This is a genomic window from uncultured Gimesia sp. (genome assembly GCF_937910335.1).
Classification (GTDB): Bacteria; Planctomycetota; Planctomycetia; order Planctomycetales; family Planctomycetaceae; genus Gimesia.
Genome location: NZ_CALEMX010000487.1, coordinates 24,169 through 42,982 on the forward strand (window position 1 = coordinate 24,169; position 18,814 = coordinate 42,982).

17 protein-coding genes are annotated in these 18,814 nt (G+C 44.9%); 8 read left to right on the forward strand and 9 right to left on the reverse strand.

What is annotated here, in order from left to right; translation table 11 throughout:
* Window positions 1–3: 3 nt before the first annotated feature.
* The 3 genes from cobA to Q0668_RS19860 all read right to left on the reverse strand — a co-directional run bounded on the left by cobA (window position 4) and on the right by Q0668_RS19860 (window position 3,802).
* Window positions 4–1,530, reverse strand: a complete 1,527-nt coding sequence (gene cobA, locus Q0668_RS19850; protein WP_298867840.1) for a uroporphyrinogen-III C-methyltransferase — start codon at window positions 1,528–1,530, stop codon at window positions 4–6.
* An 88-nt stretch (window positions 1,531–1,618) separates the two neighbouring features.
* A complete protein-coding gene (locus Q0668_RS19855) occupies window positions 1,619–2,878 on the reverse strand; it encodes a DUF1207 domain-containing protein (protein WP_298867842.1) in 1,260 nt (419 codons plus the stop codon).
* A gap of 312 nt (window positions 2,879–3,190) precedes the next feature.
* A complete protein-coding gene (locus Q0668_RS19860) occupies window positions 3,191–3,802 on the reverse strand; it encodes a hypothetical protein (protein WP_298867843.1) in 612 nt (203 codons plus the stop codon).
* A 378-nt stretch (window positions 3,803–4,180) separates the two neighbouring features.
* Here Q0668_RS19860 and Q0668_RS19865 point away from each other — a divergent pair, with 378 nt between their 5' ends.
* The 3 genes from Q0668_RS19865 to Q0668_RS19875 all read left to right on the forward strand — a co-directional run bounded on the left by Q0668_RS19865 (window position 4,181) and on the right by Q0668_RS19875 (window position 7,044).
* Complete coding sequence (locus Q0668_RS19865; RefSeq protein WP_298867846.1) at window positions 4,181–5,077, forward strand: ABC-2 family transporter protein; 897 nt, start codon at window positions 4,181–4,183, stop codon at window positions 5,075–5,077.
* A gap of 50 nt (window positions 5,078–5,127) precedes the next feature.
* Entirely contained in the window at window positions 5,128–6,468 is a 1,341-nt protein-coding gene (gene trkA, locus Q0668_RS19870) for a Trk system potassium transporter TrkA (RefSeq protein WP_298867848.1), read from the forward strand.
* Between the two features lie 180 nt (window positions 6,469–6,648).
* Window positions 6,649–7,044, forward strand: coding sequence for a PilZ domain-containing protein (locus tag Q0668_RS19875; protein ID WP_298867849.1), 396 nt, complete (start codon window positions 6,649–6,651; stop codon window positions 7,042–7,044).
* A gap of 106 nt (window positions 7,045–7,150) precedes the next feature.
* Here Q0668_RS19875 and Q0668_RS19880 read toward each other — a convergent pair whose 3' ends face one another.
* From Q0668_RS19880 to Q0668_RS19900, 5 genes are all read right to left on the reverse strand, one after another.
* On the reverse strand, window positions 7,151–7,903 hold the full coding sequence (locus Q0668_RS19880) for an SDR family oxidoreductase (RefSeq protein WP_298867851.1): 753 nt from the start codon (window positions 7,901–7,903) through the stop codon (window positions 7,151–7,153).
* 122 nt (window positions 7,904–8,025) lie between these two features.
* On the reverse strand, window positions 8,026–10,176 hold the full coding sequence (locus tag Q0668_RS19885) for a DUF1549 and DUF1553 domain-containing protein (RefSeq protein ID WP_298867853.1): 2,151 nt from the start codon (window positions 10,174–10,176) through the stop codon (window positions 8,026–8,028).
* Window positions 10,169–10,735: a sigma-70 family RNA polymerase sigma factor gene (locus Q0668_RS19890; RefSeq protein ID WP_298867855.1), complete on the reverse strand. Its 567-nt coding sequence runs from the start codon at window positions 10,733–10,735 to the stop codon at window positions 10,169–10,171. Before Q0668_RS19890 ends, Q0668_RS19885 begins: the two co-directional genes overlap by 8 nt.
* 134 nt (window positions 10,736–10,869) lie before the next feature.
* Window positions 10,870–12,144, reverse strand: a complete 1,275-nt coding sequence (locus Q0668_RS19895; RefSeq protein WP_298867857.1) for a DUF1501 domain-containing protein — start codon at window positions 12,142–12,144, stop codon at window positions 10,870–10,872.
* Between the two features lie 76 nt (window positions 12,145–12,220).
* A complete protein-coding gene (locus Q0668_RS19900; RefSeq protein ID WP_298867859.1) occupies window positions 12,221–13,867 on the reverse strand; it encodes a DUF1549 domain-containing protein in 1,647 nt (548 codons plus the stop codon).
* A gap of 434 nt (window positions 13,868–14,301) precedes the next feature.
* On the opposite strand from Q0668_RS19900, the gene Q0668_RS19905 reads away from it, so the two are divergent.
* Window positions 14,302–15,096, forward strand: coding sequence for an SDR family oxidoreductase (locus Q0668_RS19905; RefSeq protein ID WP_298867861.1), 795 nt, complete (start codon window positions 14,302–14,304; stop codon window positions 15,094–15,096).
* Window positions 15,097–15,102: 6 nt separating this feature from the next.
* Here Q0668_RS19905 and Q0668_RS19910 read toward each other — a convergent pair whose 3' ends face one another.
* Window positions 15,103–15,705 (reverse strand): PilZ domain-containing protein, encoded by a 603-nt coding sequence (locus Q0668_RS19910; RefSeq protein WP_298867863.1) that lies wholly within the window; start codon window positions 15,703–15,705, stop codon window positions 15,103–15,105.
* 535 nt (window positions 15,706–16,240) lie between these two features.
* Here Q0668_RS19910 and Q0668_RS19915 point away from each other — a divergent pair.
* The 4 genes from Q0668_RS19915 to Q0668_RS19930 all read left to right on the forward strand — a co-directional run bounded on the left by Q0668_RS19915 (window position 16,241) and on the right by Q0668_RS19930 (window position 18,779).
* Window positions 16,241–16,729: a 3-hydroxyacyl-ACP dehydratase FabZ family protein gene (locus Q0668_RS19915; protein ID WP_298867865.1), complete on the forward strand. Its 489-nt coding sequence runs from the start codon at window positions 16,241–16,243 to the stop codon at window positions 16,727–16,729.
* 74 nt (window positions 16,730–16,803) lie between these two features.
* Window positions 16,804–17,556, forward strand: a complete 753-nt coding sequence (gene fabG / locus Q0668_RS19920; RefSeq protein WP_298867867.1) for a 3-oxoacyl-[acyl-carrier-protein] reductase — start codon at window positions 16,804–16,806, stop codon at window positions 17,554–17,556.
* 194 nt (window positions 17,557–17,750) lie between these two features.
* Entirely contained in the window at window positions 17,751–18,137 is a 387-nt protein-coding gene (locus Q0668_RS19925) for an acyl carrier protein (protein WP_298867870.1), read from the forward strand.
* 153 nt (window positions 18,138–18,290) lie between these two features.
* Window positions 18,291–18,779, forward strand: coding sequence for a 3-hydroxyacyl-ACP dehydratase FabZ family protein (locus tag Q0668_RS19930; protein WP_298867872.1), 489 nt, complete (start codon window positions 18,291–18,293; stop codon window positions 18,777–18,779).
* The last annotated feature ends 35 nt before the right edge of the window (window positions 18,780–18,814 follow it).

Genomic DNA, 18,814 nt, shown 5'->3' on the forward strand with positions numbered 1-18,814 from the left:
AGATCAGGTTGAAGATTGCTGTTTCAAAATCGCGGCAAAAATCCCTTCCCAATGATACTCTTCCGCTTCGGCAGCGATCTGCAAGCCAACTTCGCGCGCCGCCTGAGTCGTCACAGGGCTGATACTGGCGAGCTTGATCGTCTTCCCGATCTGCTCACGCGCTTTGTCTGATAAAAGACGGCTCAAGTTTCGAGCAATTGAAGGACTACTCAAACCAATCCAGTCTACCTCGCCTGACTCCAGAAGGTTGATACTCTCTGCATCCCACGCTTTCACATCATGATTTTCATAAACCACAACTTTGTCCACAGTTGCAGAGACTTCTGCCAGTTCCCTCTGCAAGACTTCACGTCCCCGGTTCGCACCTGCCCAAAGAATTTTTTGCTGAATTACAAGCGGCTTCAGTGCTTCTGCTAAATCCTCTGCACGATAGTGCGCTGGTATTAAATCAGTCCGAAGATGGTATGCATTCAAAGCTTCTGCTGTAGAAGGGCCTATTGTGGCAATCTTCAAATGAGCTAATCTTCTTGCATCGAAGCCAATTTCCCATAAGCGATTCAGGAAGTATCGCACCCCGTTAGCACTCGTGAAGACCAACCATTGATATTCTTCAAGCTGTGAAATTGCATCGTCAACTGGTTTCCAGTCCTGAGGAGGACCGATCTCGATTGTTGGTAAAAGCACCGGCTGCGCGCCTGAATTCAGGGCAAGCTTCATTTCTGTCGCTGATTGTTCCCAGGAGCGAGTAATACCAATACGCAGTCCAAACAACGGTTTTTGTTCAAACCAGGCAATTTGATCGCGCAAAGAAACACATTCACCAATCACAATTAAGGAAGGTGCCACCAAACCCGCCTGCCGAACAGATTCCGGTAATTCAGCAAGGTTTGTTTGCACTGTTTTCTGAAAAGGCGTTGTTCCGCGACTGATGACGGCCGCTAGTGTGTCTTTTGATTTGCCCGCTTGAATCAATGAATTCACAATATGGTCAATTTTGTGTAAACCCATATAAAAGACGAGCGTCCCGGGAAACTTTGCCAGCACTTCGAAATCCAGTGATGAATCTGTTTTGTCTGGGTCTTCATGACCTGTGATCAGTGCAACGGCGGATGCGTGAGCGCGATGCGTTACAGAAATACCGGCATAACCGGCGGCGGCAGTTGCTGCTGTAATCCCGGGGACCACTTCAAAATCTATCCCTGCATTCCGCAATGCAACCGCTTCTTCGCTACCTCGGCCAAAAATAAAAGGATCTCCGCCCTTCAGTCGAACAACGATTTTTCCTTCACGGGCGGCTGCAATTAACCGCTGGTTGATTTCATCCTGCTGGAGCATTCGCCGGTTTTTACTACCGACTTCAACACGACACGTGCGCTCGACAGCAGAAGAAACATGTTGCAAGAGTAACGGATTTACAAGACCGTCATAGAGAATCAGATCGGCTTGTTGAAGACATTCAATCCCTTTGATGGTGATCAAACCGGGATCACCGGGACCTGCACCAACTAAATAGACTTTCCCCCCTGCCATCGAATCTTATTCTTTCCACAACATAGTTTACAGATGAGATAGAACGCAAACTGACATTGTAGCAGAGTTTGTCGGGATGGAGAATTAACTAGAAGTCGTACCAGGTACCAAATCCCAGCATTCTTTCCGAATTCCGAAAGAAGGAATATTGCATGGTTTTTCCGTCAAGGTATTGAAGTCCAATTCGGAACAGATGATTATTGCGGTCGCCGCGCCACTGCCAGCCAACCATGATATTCACATTCCCACCCCAGTCGACTTCCTCACGCAAATAACCATTGACGGCCCAGAATGGAGCCCCATAAATTCCGGAATGATCTGCCGGACTGAATTCAACTCCAAATTGCAATTCCCAGGGCTGTGCCCCACCGTCGGTATTAAATGCATATCCGATTTCACCGTAAAGCCGTAAATCGGGATCGATAAAATAACCTCCGCCCAAAACGAAAGCATCACGGACATAATTGATTCTCTGGAAGCCGGGATTGCGCACCAGGTATTCATCACCTACATGCGCACTGGTATGATAATACGCAAATTTTGCCTGGTAAGGACCTCGTCTCCAGGTCAATGGAACGCCAACTCGAAAGTCGGCCGCATCCAGATCCAGTTCTTCTTCAATATTCAAACGAGGGGGCCCAGCTCCTTCAATGTCAAGCTGCCAACCTTCCAATATATCGTCATTTAATGAACCATAACGCAGAATTCCGACACGCGCTCCTGCTTCCAGCTCCATCTGCCAGCCTATATCTTTTTCATTCAGAACGGCCAGCGCCATCCTCGATTCTTTGGGACCGGCTAAATACGAAGTGTAAAGCAAATCAGTTGGTAAAACGGTCCATCCCCAGCAATCCCCTGCACATAACTGTTCGATCGAATCAGAATAGTTACTTTCGGGTACGGGCATTGTTTCCAGCCCCTGATAGTTTGAATCCTGCGAAGAGGAGTCAAAGAGAGCAGGATAATCTGCCTGTGTAAATTCAACCTGTTGAACTTGATTGAACTGATTCCGTTGTCGAACTGCATTTTGAGAATAAAGGGGGGGTAAGGTTTGCGTAATCTCCTGCTTCAAACCCGCTGATTGAACGGGACCTGTTTGATGCAAAGGGGTTCCCAGTTTTACCGGGTTATGCTGTTGAATGGAGTATTGTTGTTCCAGAGTGCGCTGCGCATGGCTGGCGCGAGGGGAAGCATGGTTCTGACGATCACCATAAGGCGACGGCGCCATGAATGGTTTCGCGCTGAAAGTCGGTTGGCTCAACTGTTGTGCCTTTAAGTTTCCGTTATGTAAACATAACAGAAGCCCTAAAAGTGCCAGCCGAACTGATGACCAAATAGATAACCTCACAGGTGAGGATCCTTATTGTAAACCACAGCAGAATAATGCTGAGATCAATTTATGGGGTGAGCGAAAAATAAAACTGAAGTGTGAGAGAGGGATTGTCACAAGATGTGAGTTTGAAATGCGGGTGGAGTATAGCGAGATGAGTAAGAAGCGAAAAGACGAATTCAGCGATAGAATCTGTACAAAAACTTAACTGCACAATAAGTTCTAAACACAGATTAGATCATAAGTTGCAACCGAATTAATGCAAATGTATCCCGAATGATGCTTCGTGAATCCAGTATCACAATTCACAAATAATGGAACATTTTTTAGTTATTGCTTGATATGTAGAGTGTTTTTTTCGTCTAAAATAAGCGTCTGGCCTTGTAACAAATGCTTTACCACAACTCCTTCATCGGAGAAAAAGCGAACCTGTGCAGAATAATAGAATTCATGAGATTCTCCAACTCTTAAGCGGTAGGGGCCAACCCATGGCATAGAAGGACCTTTTAATTCATACAACACAGGCAGCTTCGATTGGTTAGATAACTTCACTGAAGACTTCTGAGTACCTTTTAATACTGTAAAGAAAAAGGAATCATGCTGAGGATTTTTCTCGTGAAACCAGTGGTTGCGAACCTGATTGAGCCATTCTGTTTCTGCTTTCTCCTCTTCTTTCTTGATCTGGTCGAAGCGTTGGTATTCGTCCAGAATTAACTTTGCAACTTTTGCAGACTCAGATTTAGGGTACAGACGAATCACTTTGCGGGCGATACGTTTTTGCTGCGAAAGAACCAGTCTATTAATGCCTTTAATTAATTCCTGAGCTGCTTCTTCCTGTTCTTTTGGTGTCATCTTTTCCTGATCGGCAGCAAACGGATCATCCTGTGCTGATGCGATTTGAGTTAATCCAGGAAAATTGAAAAGTACTGCCAGAACAAACACACGACAGATATTGTGAGAATTGATTGCGAAAAAGCGTCTTGAGTTCATGGATTACACCTCAGGTTCTGCAAATCTATTAATATGTCACCTGTTTCAAGTTTACCCGCCAATTGGAGCAGAAGCTTTTTTCATCTGAAATAATGGGCGTTTTCTAGATCACATTCTGGCAGAGATCTGTTTTTTTTCCGTGAAAGTCATCATCAAAAGATTCTTTATAAACCATTTATTCTAAATAAGTTATCATTTTTGGTAAGTTTACTTTTCTGATCTGGCAGTCAGAGAAGACAATACAGGTTGATTTGAATAAAATGCTAATACGTATTGAATTAATAAGTACAGTCAGCGAATTTCACTTCCGTGCAGAAAGTGCTTCCTCAAATGGCAAGCTCCACCCGGCCTCACTATGGACGTGTCTGGATTACCTTCCTTCAAAATTCCCTTATCCGCGAAATGACGTTTCGCGGTAATTTACTGATAACGATTGTCACGCGTGGGTTCTGGTTTGCTGCTCAGCTAGTCCTGTTTGATATTATTTATCGAAATGTCAATTCGATTAATGACTGGTCGCGCGAGGATTATTTTGCATTCATGGCAACCGGGATGTTGATCAACGCAATCGTTGAAACTTTCTTTATGCCAAACTGCGCTCATTTCAGTGAATTGATCCGAAATGGAAATCTTGATTTTGTGCTGTTAAAACCGATCGATACCCAGTTTCTGGTTTCATTCGAAAAAGTCAATCTGGCGATGTTGAATCAAGTACTGCTTGCAGGAGCACTTTTATGCTATTCCCTGTTACATCTGTCACATCTTGAATTGATACTGCCTGTTTTACAAGACATGATCCAATCAGGCCAGTGGATTACACTATTGGGAATGTGTTTTCAGGGAACCGCACAGATAATAATGTATCTTCTGTTATTAGCAGTTGGCGTCGCTTTCTTTTACAGTCTGATGATTGCTTTGGCCAGCAGCAGTATCTGGTTTGGTCGTAATCAGGGACTTTATGATTTCTGGTTTTATATCACAGTATTTGCCCGCTATCCCCGCAGTATCTATAGCGGGTCGCCAACTGGTGAGATAATCCGTTTTGCTTTTTCTTATGTCATCCCTATTTTACTTGTCGTAACCGTTCCCTCACGGCTGTTGTTATCTAAAGCATTGGTGCCATCGTGGATTACTCTGGTATCCGTATTGATTACATTCGCTTTATTGTTTATTTCACGTTTTATCTTCAAATGGTCATTAAACAGTTATCGCAGTGCCAGTAGTTAACGTTCTAAGTCAACCAATTAATCTCGAAATACGATTCTATTGAGTAAACCATGAATATAGTCATTATGGGTGCAGGAACCGTTGGCACATTTGTCGCCGACACACTTTGTGCCGAGCAACACAATGTCACCATCATCGACAAGTCACGAAGTGCCCTCGAACAGGTCGAAGAACGAGTAGATGTGCAAACGATCTGCGGTTCTGCCTGTGATTCTGCAATCTTATTTCAGGCAGGCGTATTAGGTGCGGACCTCTGCCTGGCGGTAACCAGCCAGGATGAAGTCAACATGGTTGGGGCCAGCCTTGCCAAGGCAATGGGGTCGCGGCGTTGCGTTGCGCGTGTTTTCAATCATGCTTACTTGAACTTGAGTACGTTCGATTATCAACGACACTTCAAGATTGACCGACTTCTGAGCCTCGAACATTTGACGGCTCTTGAACTCGCCAAACAGATTGGGGAACCCGGTTTGTTTGCCGTTGAAAACTTTGCGCGAGGAGAAGTCGTTATTCAAGTCCTTGATGTACAACCGGGGGTCACTGCAGACGGAGTCCTGTTGCGTAACTTGAAACTCCCCAGTGGAGTCCGTGTCGGTCTGATTTCTGACGGTGCAAATACTTCTATCGCAGGTGCGGACAATACCATCAAAGCAGGACAAATCGTGACCTTGATTGGGACACAGGAAAATATTGATAAAGTGCACCGCTTATTCCAGCATAAACGTGCTGTGAAATTTCGCGTGATCATTGCAGGGGGAGGAAATATTGGCTTTAATCTCGCTCGTATTTTACAAAGAAAAGAATATTCCGTCACAATTCTGGAATCGGATCCCGCGCGTTGTGATTTTCTTTCAAGACATCTGGATACGACGACTATTCTTCATGCTGACGGAACAAGAAAAACGGAAATGGAAGAAGCCCGTGTTGGCAAAGCTGATGTGTTTATAGCAGCAACGGGACGAGATGAAGACAATATTGTCTGTGGCGTAGAAGCCAGAGAACTGGGTGCGAGTCGAATCATGAGTATTGTCAGACGACCCGATTATGCCAATGTTCTAGAGAAACTGGGCATCGATGTCGCGGTCAGCCCTCGAGAAGTCATTACCCGGCAGATTATGGGAATGGTTCAGTCAGGTCCGATTGTCAGTCATTCAGAAATTGGTGGAGGAAATTCGGCAATTCTGGAACTGGAAGTCAGGGGTAATGCTCCGATTACCCAAGCACCTTTAAAAGATCTCAAATTAAAACAAGCCCTCATCGCTGCTGTAGTCAAGGAAGACTGTGTCCGGGTTCCAGGTGCGGATGACCAGATTCAAGCAGGTGATTCCGTCATTCTATTGTGTGAACAAGACAACTTGAATGAAATCATACCGCTGTTCAAACCTCAAAATTGATACAGACGGACTTGCAGGCGGAATCCACTGAAATTCTGCAACTCTCTTGCGCTATGTTTCAGATCCTGTCCTATACTTAAGTGGCATAGTGCGTCTATTTTCACATCTCTATGCTGCCAACCATTTCCGCCAACCATTTCCTTAGTACAGCCTCATGAAAACAGGCTGCAGGTATCGCCCATGAGTGACCGCAGAAAACCGAGAAGCCGACGTTCCGGAAATGAAAGGCGTGAATATCAACGCACGAAAGTCACGACGGAAGTCAGTTTGTTGCGCTCGGGCAGAACATCGGGCAACGAACCTTTAAACGGAATACTCTTTGATGTTTCTCCGAATGGTATTCGTATTCAAATTGATATACCGCTTTCAATCGGAGAATCACTTCTGGTAGAAGTCCATAACGATGGCGAACACTTATTCAATTCCACTGCAAAAGTGATCTGGCAAGAACAGGACAGTTCTGGAAAATATTCCACCGGATGCGAACTCTGTGTTTTGCTAACTGAAAAGCAGGAAAATATATTGAACGAGATTCTCAATCGCACATTAAATTCTAATGATTTCGCGCGAAATTAGACCAAACCAATTCTGCCCTGGAATTCTATTGCAAGACGAAGACCGCACACAGTCTTCACGCAAAACCGATGGTGAACCAAAACCAGGACTCACATCTCATTCTCAGTCAGCCGACCGTGTAACCACCATCGACCACAATTTCCTGACCATAAATATTATGGGCAGCATCTGATGCCAGAAAGACAGCCACTTCTGCGATGTTTTCCGGTTTCCCAAACGCTTGAGGAATTAACCTGCTGGTAATATTCTCAGTAACTTTAGCGTGTTGCTCTGCATTCAGTCCTGAGCTTTCCCACAGTGGTGTCGTGATCGGCCCGGGGGCAATAGAATTCACGCGAATGCCACGAGGCCCCAGTTCTGCCGCCAGAGTTTGCGATAATGATTTTAAAGCAGCCTTTGATGCAGAATAGGCTGCCAATCCTGGAAACCCGACTTGAGTTAGAAATGTCGTAATAAAGATGACGGCAGAACCTTCATTCAAATGGGGCAAAAAAGTACGAACCGTTTGCATTGCTCCATGAAAGTTCACATCAAACGTTTCATTAACGGCTTCGCGCGATGATTCTTCAAAAGAAATGACACGTGCCATGCCAGCATTCGGAACTAGAATATCCACGCGCCCAAATCGACGCTGAGTTGCTTCAACAAGTCTCCTCAGATCTGCAGCATCAGTTACATCACCATCGACGATCAAAGTGCGCGCGGGAAAGCGAGTTTCCAACTCTTCCAATGGGTCACTCCTTCGGGAAAAAGCCACCACTTTCGCACCTTCATTCAAATAAAACTCAGCGATGGAACGACCAATGCCGCTGCTAGCACCGGTGATGACAGCTATTTTGTTGAACAGACGATCGGCCATCGAATTCCTCTGCGAAACATGCTATTGGAGAAACAGTCTATTATGTTTACCTATAGCTATTTGCTGTAGAATTCGCAAGCAGCGAAAGAATACTTCCAAGATCGAATTAGACCAATTGGCTATTAGTGAATTAAAATAAATTCATTGGAATTGAGATAAGCCCAATAGACATCCTGATAGCTTTGTTGAATTGCCGTCTGAGATGGGACGTTGCGGGCAATCAGATACTTAGTACGCTCTTTAATCAGGCGTTTCATTTCTGATAACTCTCGAGAAGAAGGATGTCGCGTCAAGGCAGCCAGGCTCAGCTTTTTAATTCTGTTATCAGGGCTACGTTCTTTCAGCGCCTGTGCCAGAATAGTCTGCTCCTGTTTGTAATCGAGACAATGTTTAATCAAAGGGCCGTTCATCATCAGCAATGCCTGAGTGATCGTACCATCAAACGTAGTCGTTTCGTCATTTTCTTCATTATCGAGCGTATAGACAAACTGCTGTAACCATCGATCTCGTTTCTGCATTTTATTCCATGCCGTAGAATAATCAGTGATGATCTGATCCGGATTTGCAGTGACAAGCAAGGAGTCGTAAAGTTGTTCAGCTGTCATTTGCTTCACATACATGCGACTGAAGTTAGGAGTACTGCCATCATCAGGATTATCTGAAACATTCTCATCCATGAAACGACTACTAAGCCGATAGGCATCAGACAAACAAATCCACTGGATCAGTTGTTTGATGTCATATTCACTGTCAATGAATTGACTTGCTAACTGATTCAGTAATTCAGGATGTGTGGGTGAATTATGATAACCCATATCGTCAATGGGTCGAGTAAATCCATAACCAAAGAAATGAGCCCACATACGATTCACCATGGCTCGAGCCAACTGGTTATTCTTGCCTGAAGTCATCAATCGTGCCAACTGCTGACGTCGGTTTACACCCGCTTCAGCCGATACTTTAACTCCGGCAAATTTAGGATAGGCTGGCTGAACAAGGCCTTGTCGTGTTTCGTAGAAAGTCGTCCCTCCGTTGGAAACCGAAATCAACTCCAACTTCGGTGCCTGCTTTCCCACAACGTCCATTTTCCTGCTACGAACAACTTTTGTCTGCTTGAAGAAACTGTTGATTTCCCAGAATTGACTTTGAGTTGCATCGTTAAAAGGATGGTTATGACATTGTGTGCATTGAATTTGAGTTCCCAGAAAAAGGCGAGTCGTAATCGCGGTCGCGGGAACTGCTTCGTTATTCAAGTGTGCCAGGAGAAAATTGGTTGCGCCATTGGTTTCTGAATCGCCTTCTGCAGATACCAGATCATAAACCATCTCACTCCAGGGACGGTTTGCTGCAAAACTATCAACCAGAAAATCTTGCAAAGCCTGCCGGTTGATCTCGCGAGAAGTCGAACGGCCAATTAACAATCGTGTCCAGATCGTCGACCAGTTAGTAACATAAGTAGGATCTTCGGTCAGATATTCTATCAGCAGTTGATGCTTATCAGCCTGCTTCGATGCCAAAAACTGTTTTGCTTCATCTGGAGTAGGAATACGACCTATCACATCAAGATACACACGCCGGATCCACTCTTCATCGGTAGCGAAAGAGGAAGGCGTGATATTAGCTGCTTCCCACCCATCCTGTATACGACGATTGATAAACGTAATGATTGCTTCATCAGAAGCGTCTGATGGCAGTTTCTCAGCTGGCGCTAACTGCTTTGGTCTGATTGCAATCAAAGGGCGATCATCGTTTAACGCGACAGGATCCCCATTCTGAGATTGCAGCATTGGATGTTTTGCGGGCTCTATCTTAATTGATCGCGCGTGAGTCGATGGAATGGAAACCGGATTCTCGGAAATATGTCGGGGACCATTGGGTACCTGATTCCGTTCGATCGGAGTTTCGGCTAGATTTGGGGATTCGTTCTGTTTCGTAAATGAATTGAATGCAACAACGAACAACACCAATAAGCAGGCTGTTGCCAACCCCAGACTTAATTGTTTTCTGCGAGTGATTGCAGGCTTCCGAATTGGTTTCGGTAATTCCGCTTCTGGAACAGGCATCGTGACCGGAATCATTGCATCGGAGCCCAATGCCTGATCCCAGTAGAGTGTTCCATGTAGATGTGAATAATTCAGATAGTATTGCATAGCATCAGGATCTGAAAGTACGATTTCTTCCAGACGCATCTTATCCACGGTAGAGAGACGTTCTTCGCACAATGCTTCCATCAGCAAAGAAAGTTCGGCTAATTCCAGTTCTTTCTTACTCATGACTATAGGACTCTGATGCTATATAACGATTAATACACTCGAATAAAGTACGTCTTACACGACCTAGAGATTGATAAACAGAATTTGCGGGACGCCCCAAATCCTCAGCTACTTCCTTGCCCTGATGACTTCCCTGATAGCGTCGTTGGATTAACTCTCGATCTTTCTTTCGCAATTTGCCAAGACAGAAAGTTAACGCGTTGCGACGTAACTCAAAAATGTCCTGATTCTCTTTTACAGCTTCTGCTACCTGAGTAACGAATTCATCGCTAAATTGAAGCTTGTCACGGCTTCGTTTTTTCCGAAACTTTAAGACTTCGTAATGTGAAATTTGACAAGCCCAGGCAAAAAAATTAGTACCAGCTTCAAACTGTTGTGCTTTTTTCCAGATGACCAAATTTGTATTTTGCAAAATCTCTTCCGCTTCCAATGGATGAGGAACCACCGAGAGAATATACAAATAAATGCGCCTCTGAGACTTGGTAAATAACGTGATAAATTCACGCCCTTGCTCAGATTCGGTATCAGGAAAAACAGGTTGGTCAGTCGAACTTGTCAAAAGAATTCCAATTTTGTTACATCAATTTTTGTTTGCTCAGACTAAATTTTTGAATCGACATTAAAACAGCGGAAGCACCCTTGGCGAGCGTCCGCTGTTTTATGGCTTCATTGATCTCAATGACTGTTTCTAAATCAGCCAATCAACTCCTTGATGGGAGTTCCACCATTGGCTAATTTCATGGGACGACCGCGTTTTGATGTATGTACGATATCCAATGGAATTCCCAACGCATGAGAAACCGTTGCCCAGAGGTCGCCTGGGAGATAACTCTTGCCTTCGATACCAATTCCATCACTGTCGGTTTTACCAACAGCCTGACCATTCTTGAGTCCACCACCACCAACCATGGCAGTCCAACTGGCGGCCCAGTGATCGCGACCAACATTCTGGTTAATACGCGGAGTACGACCAAATTCGCCCATACAGACAATCGTCACATCGTCCAACATCGCACGCTGCTTCAAGTCTGTAACCAGTGCTGAAATTCCTTTATCCAACTGAGGCAGGTTATTATTCTTCAATGAATCGAAGACGCCCTGGTGCAGGTCCCAACTCCCAACGGAAGCTGATACTTCGATAAATGGTACTCCGACCTCTACCAGACGGCGAGCTAGCAATAAGCCTTTACCAAAGTTGCCGGTTCCATAGGCATCTTTTAAGGCCGCTGGTTCCTGATCGACCTTGAATGCTTCCATTTGCTTGGAAGTCATCAAGTTAACGGCTTTCTTATAAATGTCCTTATGAGAATTGGCAGATTCACCCCGCTTGGACTTAATGAATCCGGACTCCAGAACTTCCAGCATATTGAGCCGTTGCCCTAATCGCTGTTGTTCCGTCATGTTGATTTCTGCATTTTGAATGGTTCCATCGCTGGAAACAACAAAGGGAGAATGAGCCATCCCCAAAAATCCGGCGCTTCCCCGACTACCACCAACTGAGATGAAAGAAGGGATATCCAGTTCTTTACGGCGAGAGCCTAATTCGTAACTGACGACCGAACCAAATGTCGGATGAACCACAGTCGGATTAGGAACATATGCAGAGTGCATGTAATAAGTCCCGCGGGCATGATCCGCTTCACGAGTACTCATCGATCGAATCAATGAAAGATCGCCCATGACTTGAGCGGTCTGAGGCATATGCTCAGAAATCTGCATGTCACCTTTCGTACTGATTGGCTTGAACTCTCCCCCGTTCTTTGAACCAGGTTTGAGGTCCCAGATATCAATTGTAGGTGGTCCGCCCGGCATCCAAATCAGGATACATGCCTTTTGCTGTTTTTTGACCTGGCTGGCATTTGCTTCTAGATGAGACAGGAAATGCATCGTGGGAATCGTTGTCGCAGCACCCGCGACATGATTCAAAAAATGCCGACGCGTCATTCCATAGGGATTGAGAATTGTCATAACAAATGCCTTCTTTTGATTCTATTGTGGTGAAAATGTGTTTGTTGAAAATTTAATGCAGAACGCGATTTCGATTTTAATGATTGAAGATAAACTCATTTGAGTTCAGCAGTGCCCAGTAAAGGTCCTGATAGGCGGATAATTTATTCTTCGAACTGCCAACCAGACTCTGGGCGCCTTTGATTTCACGACGATCCGGGTAACGGTTCAAAGTAGACAGAAACATTTTACGAATTTTTACCTGATCGCTGCTCTTCTCTGATAATAATTGATTCAGATAACTCCCTTTATCGGCACTGATGGCGTTTTTTGTGAGGTCGCCATTCATCATCATTAATGCCTGAGGAATGGTGCCGTTAAAAGTCGTGGAATCATCGCCTGAATCGCCATCAAAGGCGACCATAAACTGGCCCATCCATCGGCGACGTTGCGTTTCAGCCCGCTCCCAGTTGGACTGACCCGATTTGTGAGCACCAGTGGCTACGATCAACGAATCGTAGAGCTGCTCAGCCGACATATTCTTGACATACATATGAGAGAAAAGGGGAGATTCTCCTTTCTCAGGGCTGTCAATTTCATTCTTGCGACCAAACTGGCTGGTCAAATTATATGCTTCACTATTACAGATCCAGCGTGCCAGTTGCTTGAGGTCATATTTTTTCTTGACCAGTTCTTCGGTCATCCTGGCTAATAATTCTGGATGAGAGGCAGGGTTATGTGGTCCCATATCATCAACGGGACGCGTAAACCCATAGCCTATGAAATAACCCCACATTCGGTTTACGATTGCTGAAGCGATTAATGGTTTCTCGCCTTTAACGATCAATTTGGAGAATTCCTTACGGCGCTCGATACCTGCTTGCGGATCGACTTTTATATTCTCGAAAATCGGATAGGCAACCTGCATCAACCCAGAACGTTTTTCATAATAAACAGGACCATTAAAGCCAGTGGAGACAACTTCAGAGTAATCGTCAACCTGACGTCCTGTTTTGGGATCAGTCTTACGGTGATTGATGCGTCGCATCTGGCGAAAGAAGCTGTTGTATTCCCAGAATTGATTCTGTTTCCAGTCATTAAACGGATGGTTATGACATTGAGTACATTGTACCTGTATGCCTAAGAATAAACGTGTTGTTGCCGCTGTAACCTGGACCCCTTCATCATTATTCTGCATCTGTGCCAACAGATAATTCACAGCACCATTTTCTTCAAAATGTCCTTCTGCAGTGACCAGATCCTGGACTACTTCGTTCCAGGGACGATTTTTAGCAAATGCCTCACGCAAAAACTTCTGCATCCCGCTACGACTTACGCGGCGAGGTGTACGGCGACCGATGAGCAAATTCGTCCACACATTCGTGAAGTTCTGCACATAAGCAGGATCGTCCAATAATTGATCGATTACTTTTGATCGTTTCGCGGTATCACGATCTTTGGCGAATTTTTCGACAGTTTCTGCGGATGGAATTTGACCGATCAGATCCAGGTGCACGCGTCGCAGCCATTCTGCATCAGTGGCAACTGGAGAAGGCTCTACTTCATTATCTTTCCAACCCTGACGAATTTGACCGTTGATATAGTCAATAAAAGGGTCAAATGATCCGGTAGAAAATGCCTTCGCCCTGCTTGCCGGAGGAGCAGCATCCGCGAGAGACACCAATGAACCGGCACAGATCGCAGAAGCAAAAACAACACATAGTTGTTTAGAAAAACGATGCATTTTCTAATTCTCCACTGTTTCGAAAAAAGACAGGTTTGAAAAAAGACAGGATAAAACCTGTATAGAACTATAGCGGCCACTTTGAAAAGGCAATTTGCGAAAAGAAGACCGCCTCGCTAATGTATTAACATCCTCAAAGTTCAAAACATTCGAACCGAGTCTGAATAATATCCGTATTTTATACTAATTAGCTTTTTATAGAATACTCGCTTTTACACATTTTCCAATGATAATTCCCATCATTTCTAATGGAATCCTTGGATTTTCTAGTCCAACGTAATTTACATAAACCATTTTAATAATATATCTTACATCCATTATATCACATCGGAGTGCTCACAAAACAGGTGAATTGTCCGCTTGATGAATGACAGGCCCCAAGAAACAGGACATGGGAACACTAATTTTTGAGCTTTTTTTCAGAATCTGGAATCATGACAAACAGCTACCATTTTCAGGATCAAGTCGCCATTATCACCGGCGGTAGTAATGGGATCGGTCGTGCGACTGCCATTATGATGGCGGAAGCCGGTGCCCATGTCTTTGCGGGCGACATAAAACATCTCTCGGAAAACAGAGAATCGTTCTCCCGATTGGATATCGAGGAAGTGATTTGCGATGTACGCCGAGAATCTCAGGTCCAGGCGTTGATCGAACAGGCAATCAACAAGTATGGAAGAATTGACATCCTGGTAAACAATGCTGGCATTGGTTTAGTAAAGCCGATTCATCAGGTAACCGAAGCCGAATGGGACGCATGCATTGATACGAATCTCAAAGGAACTTTTTTTGGCTGTAAGCATGCGATCAAATACATGCTGGCAACCGGAGGAGGAGCCATTGTGAATACGGCCAGCAATGCCGGTTTACTCCCCCGAGTGCACGATCCTGTTTATTCAATTAGTAAACACGCTGTCGTGGCACTCACCGAGAGCCTGGGTCTTTGTCATGGCAAAAATAACATCCGGATCAATTGTGTCTGCCCCGGACCGGTAGGGGAAACCGGAATGATGAATGATGATATTATGAACGCTGCTGACCCGGAAGGTCTGACTCAATCAATGATTCGTGCCAGCCCGATCGCTGCTGCCAACAGAAGAATGATCAAACCGGAAGAAGTTGCCTCTGCAATTTGTTATCTGGCAAGTAAAGACGCTTTAATGGTAACGGGTACGGCCCTTCGCATTGACGGCGGTAAGTCACTTGGCGTTCCACCACAGGGCAACTAATACATCTTACCCAGCATAGCAGGATGAGGCGTGTTCTTTTAACTGTATAATCTGCTGATCGTTTAGCGGACTCAGCAGTTTACAATCAGTACGCCAGAATTGATCGTCAAGCGGGGTAGCACGAACGACAGATACAGTCACATCCAGGGTTAATTTCACGAGCTGATCTTCCAAATGTAGCGGCAACTCATCGCGCAATTGGAATTGGGTTCGAGATGCAAATGAAATTCCATTCCGACTGACGTTGATTACATATCCCTTATCTCTTAGCGGGTCCCTTTCAACGGAATGATTTTGTCCCGCATGATCCAAGGCAAGGACGATCGCTTCACTGGCATGGCGCGGAAATTCACGACGCTCGTATGAATTTTGTTCCTTCTGTTTCACGGGACCTTCTGTTATTTCTTCCGATTTTTCTAGTACTTTCGAAAGAACTTGATTCCAGGAACAGTCAAAACGACTTCTCTGAACCTTTAACAATCGCTCAGAATTAAGAAAACACTGACGGAATGAGATTGGTTCTAACGGTTTCGATTGAGTTGAAGAAACCACTTTCGGAGAATCCTGTTTAGATTCAATTTTTTGCTCGGCATCTAGTACTATATTCATTTGCTTAAACCTGCTAAATCAATAAAACGCGATACTTCATAGAGACACTAGCCACAAACAGCTGGCAATTTCATTTACTTAAATTTAGTTCACTAAAGCATTATGGTCAAAAAAGTTAGGGCCTTTATTCAAAAATAGATAAAACCACCGCCTCTCATGGCATGCAGTCTGAATCGTTCCCAAAAGAGACGAGGTTACCATTCATAAAATCAGATTAATCGGTACGAACACCCAAACACATAAGGCTTTAAACAATAGACACTTACAACACTGAATCACGAAAGGTTAAATTTTCATAGGATTTCAGGATTGTCTAATGAGCGCCTAGCTTGAGAAACAGGTAACAGGGAATTATACTGCCACGTTTCCAGTGACTCTTAAGAATCGAATGGTTTTGGGTCAGTTCGATTATCAATAGAGGTTTCTATATTTAAGCCGGTTTGACTATCACTGTGAATTGAGTGAGTCTCATCAGCAGGCATACATCTGCTCTCCCGGTTTACCCTTCCCTTACAGGTAGCGAGACAATACAGACATGCGATTTTCGCTCGTCGATCAAATTTTGGAATTAGAGAAAGGTAAGTCGATTACGGCGATCAAGAACCTTTCTCTGGCAGAAGAATACTTACAGGACCATTTCCCTGGTTTCGCTGTGATGCCGGGGGTATTAATGGTGGAATCCATCGTGCAAGCTGGTGCCTGGCTGATGCGTTACACAAATGATTTTGAGTACAGCACGGTTCTGCTGAAACAAACAAAGGGTATTCGCTTTAATAGTTTTGTGACCCCGGGCAAACAACTCAAAGTCTCTTTGAACGTTCATAAGTGGGAAGAAAACCTGTGCACATTTAAGGTCACTAGTGAAGTTGAAGGTGAAACAGCTGTCAGCGGTCGTATTGTACTGGAGCAATTTAACTTGCGGGACAAAAACCCGTCGATGGCAGAGAATGATGTAGAGCGTATTAAAGATCTGCAGACACAGTTTAGACAACTTTGGAAACCAAGTAAGCAAATGACTTCCTGAAACCTGAGCCGTCTGCATAGTCGGTATCGTTCAAAGAAATCAAGATAAACATAAATAACTAGATTGGGAATAGTATGAAACTGGATGGAAAAATAGCTCTGGTAACCGGTGGTAGCCGCGGCATTGGAAAAGCCGCTGTGCAGACCCTGGCCCGGGAAGGGGCAAAGGTTGCTTTTGTGTACCAATCCAGTGCGGAAGCAGCAGAGCAAATTGTGAAAGAGCTCGCAGACCAAAATTGTGAGGCGATTGCGATTCAAGCAGATGTAGCTGATAAAGCAGCAGCAGATGCGGTCGTCAATCAGGTCATTGAAAAGTGGGAAAAAATCGATATCCTGGTTAATAACGCAGGTATTATTCGAGATGGCCTTCTGGCTACTATGTCATCAGAAGACTGGCAAGCGGTGATTGATACCAACCTGACCAGTGTATTTAACTTCTGCCAGGCGGTCACTCGTCCCATGATGTCAAAGCGGTATGGACGCATCATCAATATGTCGAGCGTGGCTGCCCACTTTGGTAACTCGGGACAAACGAACTATGCCGCCAGTAAAGGGGGAATTATTGGATTTACCCGCTGCCTGGCAACAGAACTGGCAAAACGGGGGATCACCGTTAATGCGGTAGCTCCCGGTTTTATTGAAACGGATATGACAGTCGACGTGCGGAACGCGGCCGGCGACCAAATCAAGAAACATATCCCCGCTCGACGCCTGGGTCTTCCGGATGACATTGCCAATGCGGTACTGTTTTTCGCTAGTAACGAGTCATCCTATGTTACCGGTCAAACACTGGCCGTCGACGGCGGACTCACTTTGGGTGGAATTTAATTCAGGTCAATCCGAAGCAGCTTGTTGCCGTTTTCGGAAGAAATATTTTGTGTTATTGGTATCACTCGAATTGGGTCAATTCAACTTATCGATAACGAAAACCGTCAAGACTATTCTTCTCGCCAAATAGTTTTTAATCAGGCTGGGTCGGCGAGACCAAGCGACCATCAGGTCGAACCAAGGAGTAATTACAGATGCCAACTAGAGATGAAATTTTCGATTCCGTGCGTGAAACACTTGTGGATGCTCTGGGACTGGATGATGACGAAGTCGTGCCTGAGGCCACTCTCATGGGTGACCTCGGAGCAGAATCTATTGACTTTCTTGACATCGCATTCCGTCTGGAAAAAGCATTCGATATCAAAATTCCACGGGGTGAACTGTTCCCGGAGAATATTGCTTCCTCAGACTCTGGCTTTGTCAAAGACGGTGTCTTTACTGAAACAGGCATTGCAGAACTGCGCGTAAAGATGCCACACGCAAACCTGGATACATTTGTAGAAGATCCCAAAGTAGAAAAAATGCAGGATCTGTTTACTGTTGATATGCTGGTCAACTTCCTTGAAGCACGTCTTGCCTAATCGAAGAAACGGAGGCAAGCTGACTAACGCGCACAGCTCGCGATTGCGGGCTGTACGCCTCCGTTAGAATTTCATTGATTTCAAAACAGCATTCAGTCACTGATTCGCTGAATTTACATGTGCTGTAACCCAGCAACTTAAAGGTTCATCAAAATGCGATGGTTCTGGATAGATCGCTTTATTGAATTCGAACGTGGTGATTCTGCAAAAAGTGTGAAAAACGTCACACTTGCTGAAGAGCATCTGCATGACCACTTTCCCGGTTTCCCAGTGATGCCCGGATCTCTGATGATCGAAGGTATGGCACAAACCGGAGGGATTCTGCTGGGCGAAATCAATGATTTTGAACATATTGTGATCCTGGCCAAAGTACCACAGATGACCTTTCACAGCTGGGCTTGCCCGGGAGATCAACTGATTTATTCGGCAAAAATCACAAACGCAGGGGACGAAGGAGGGGCCGTTGACGTCACCGCCATGGTAGGAGATCGTCTGGTTGCAGAAGGTAGCATCATCTTTGTTCACCTCGACCAGAGTGATTCTGAATTTGGCGCGATTGATCAGAAAAACTTTGTGTTTTCAATGAATCTACTGGGCATTCTTGATGTCGGCAAAGCAGGAAACGGCGAAGATCAGGCTTGAGTCAGCTATTTTTGGAACCTTGGTATGGAGGCCTT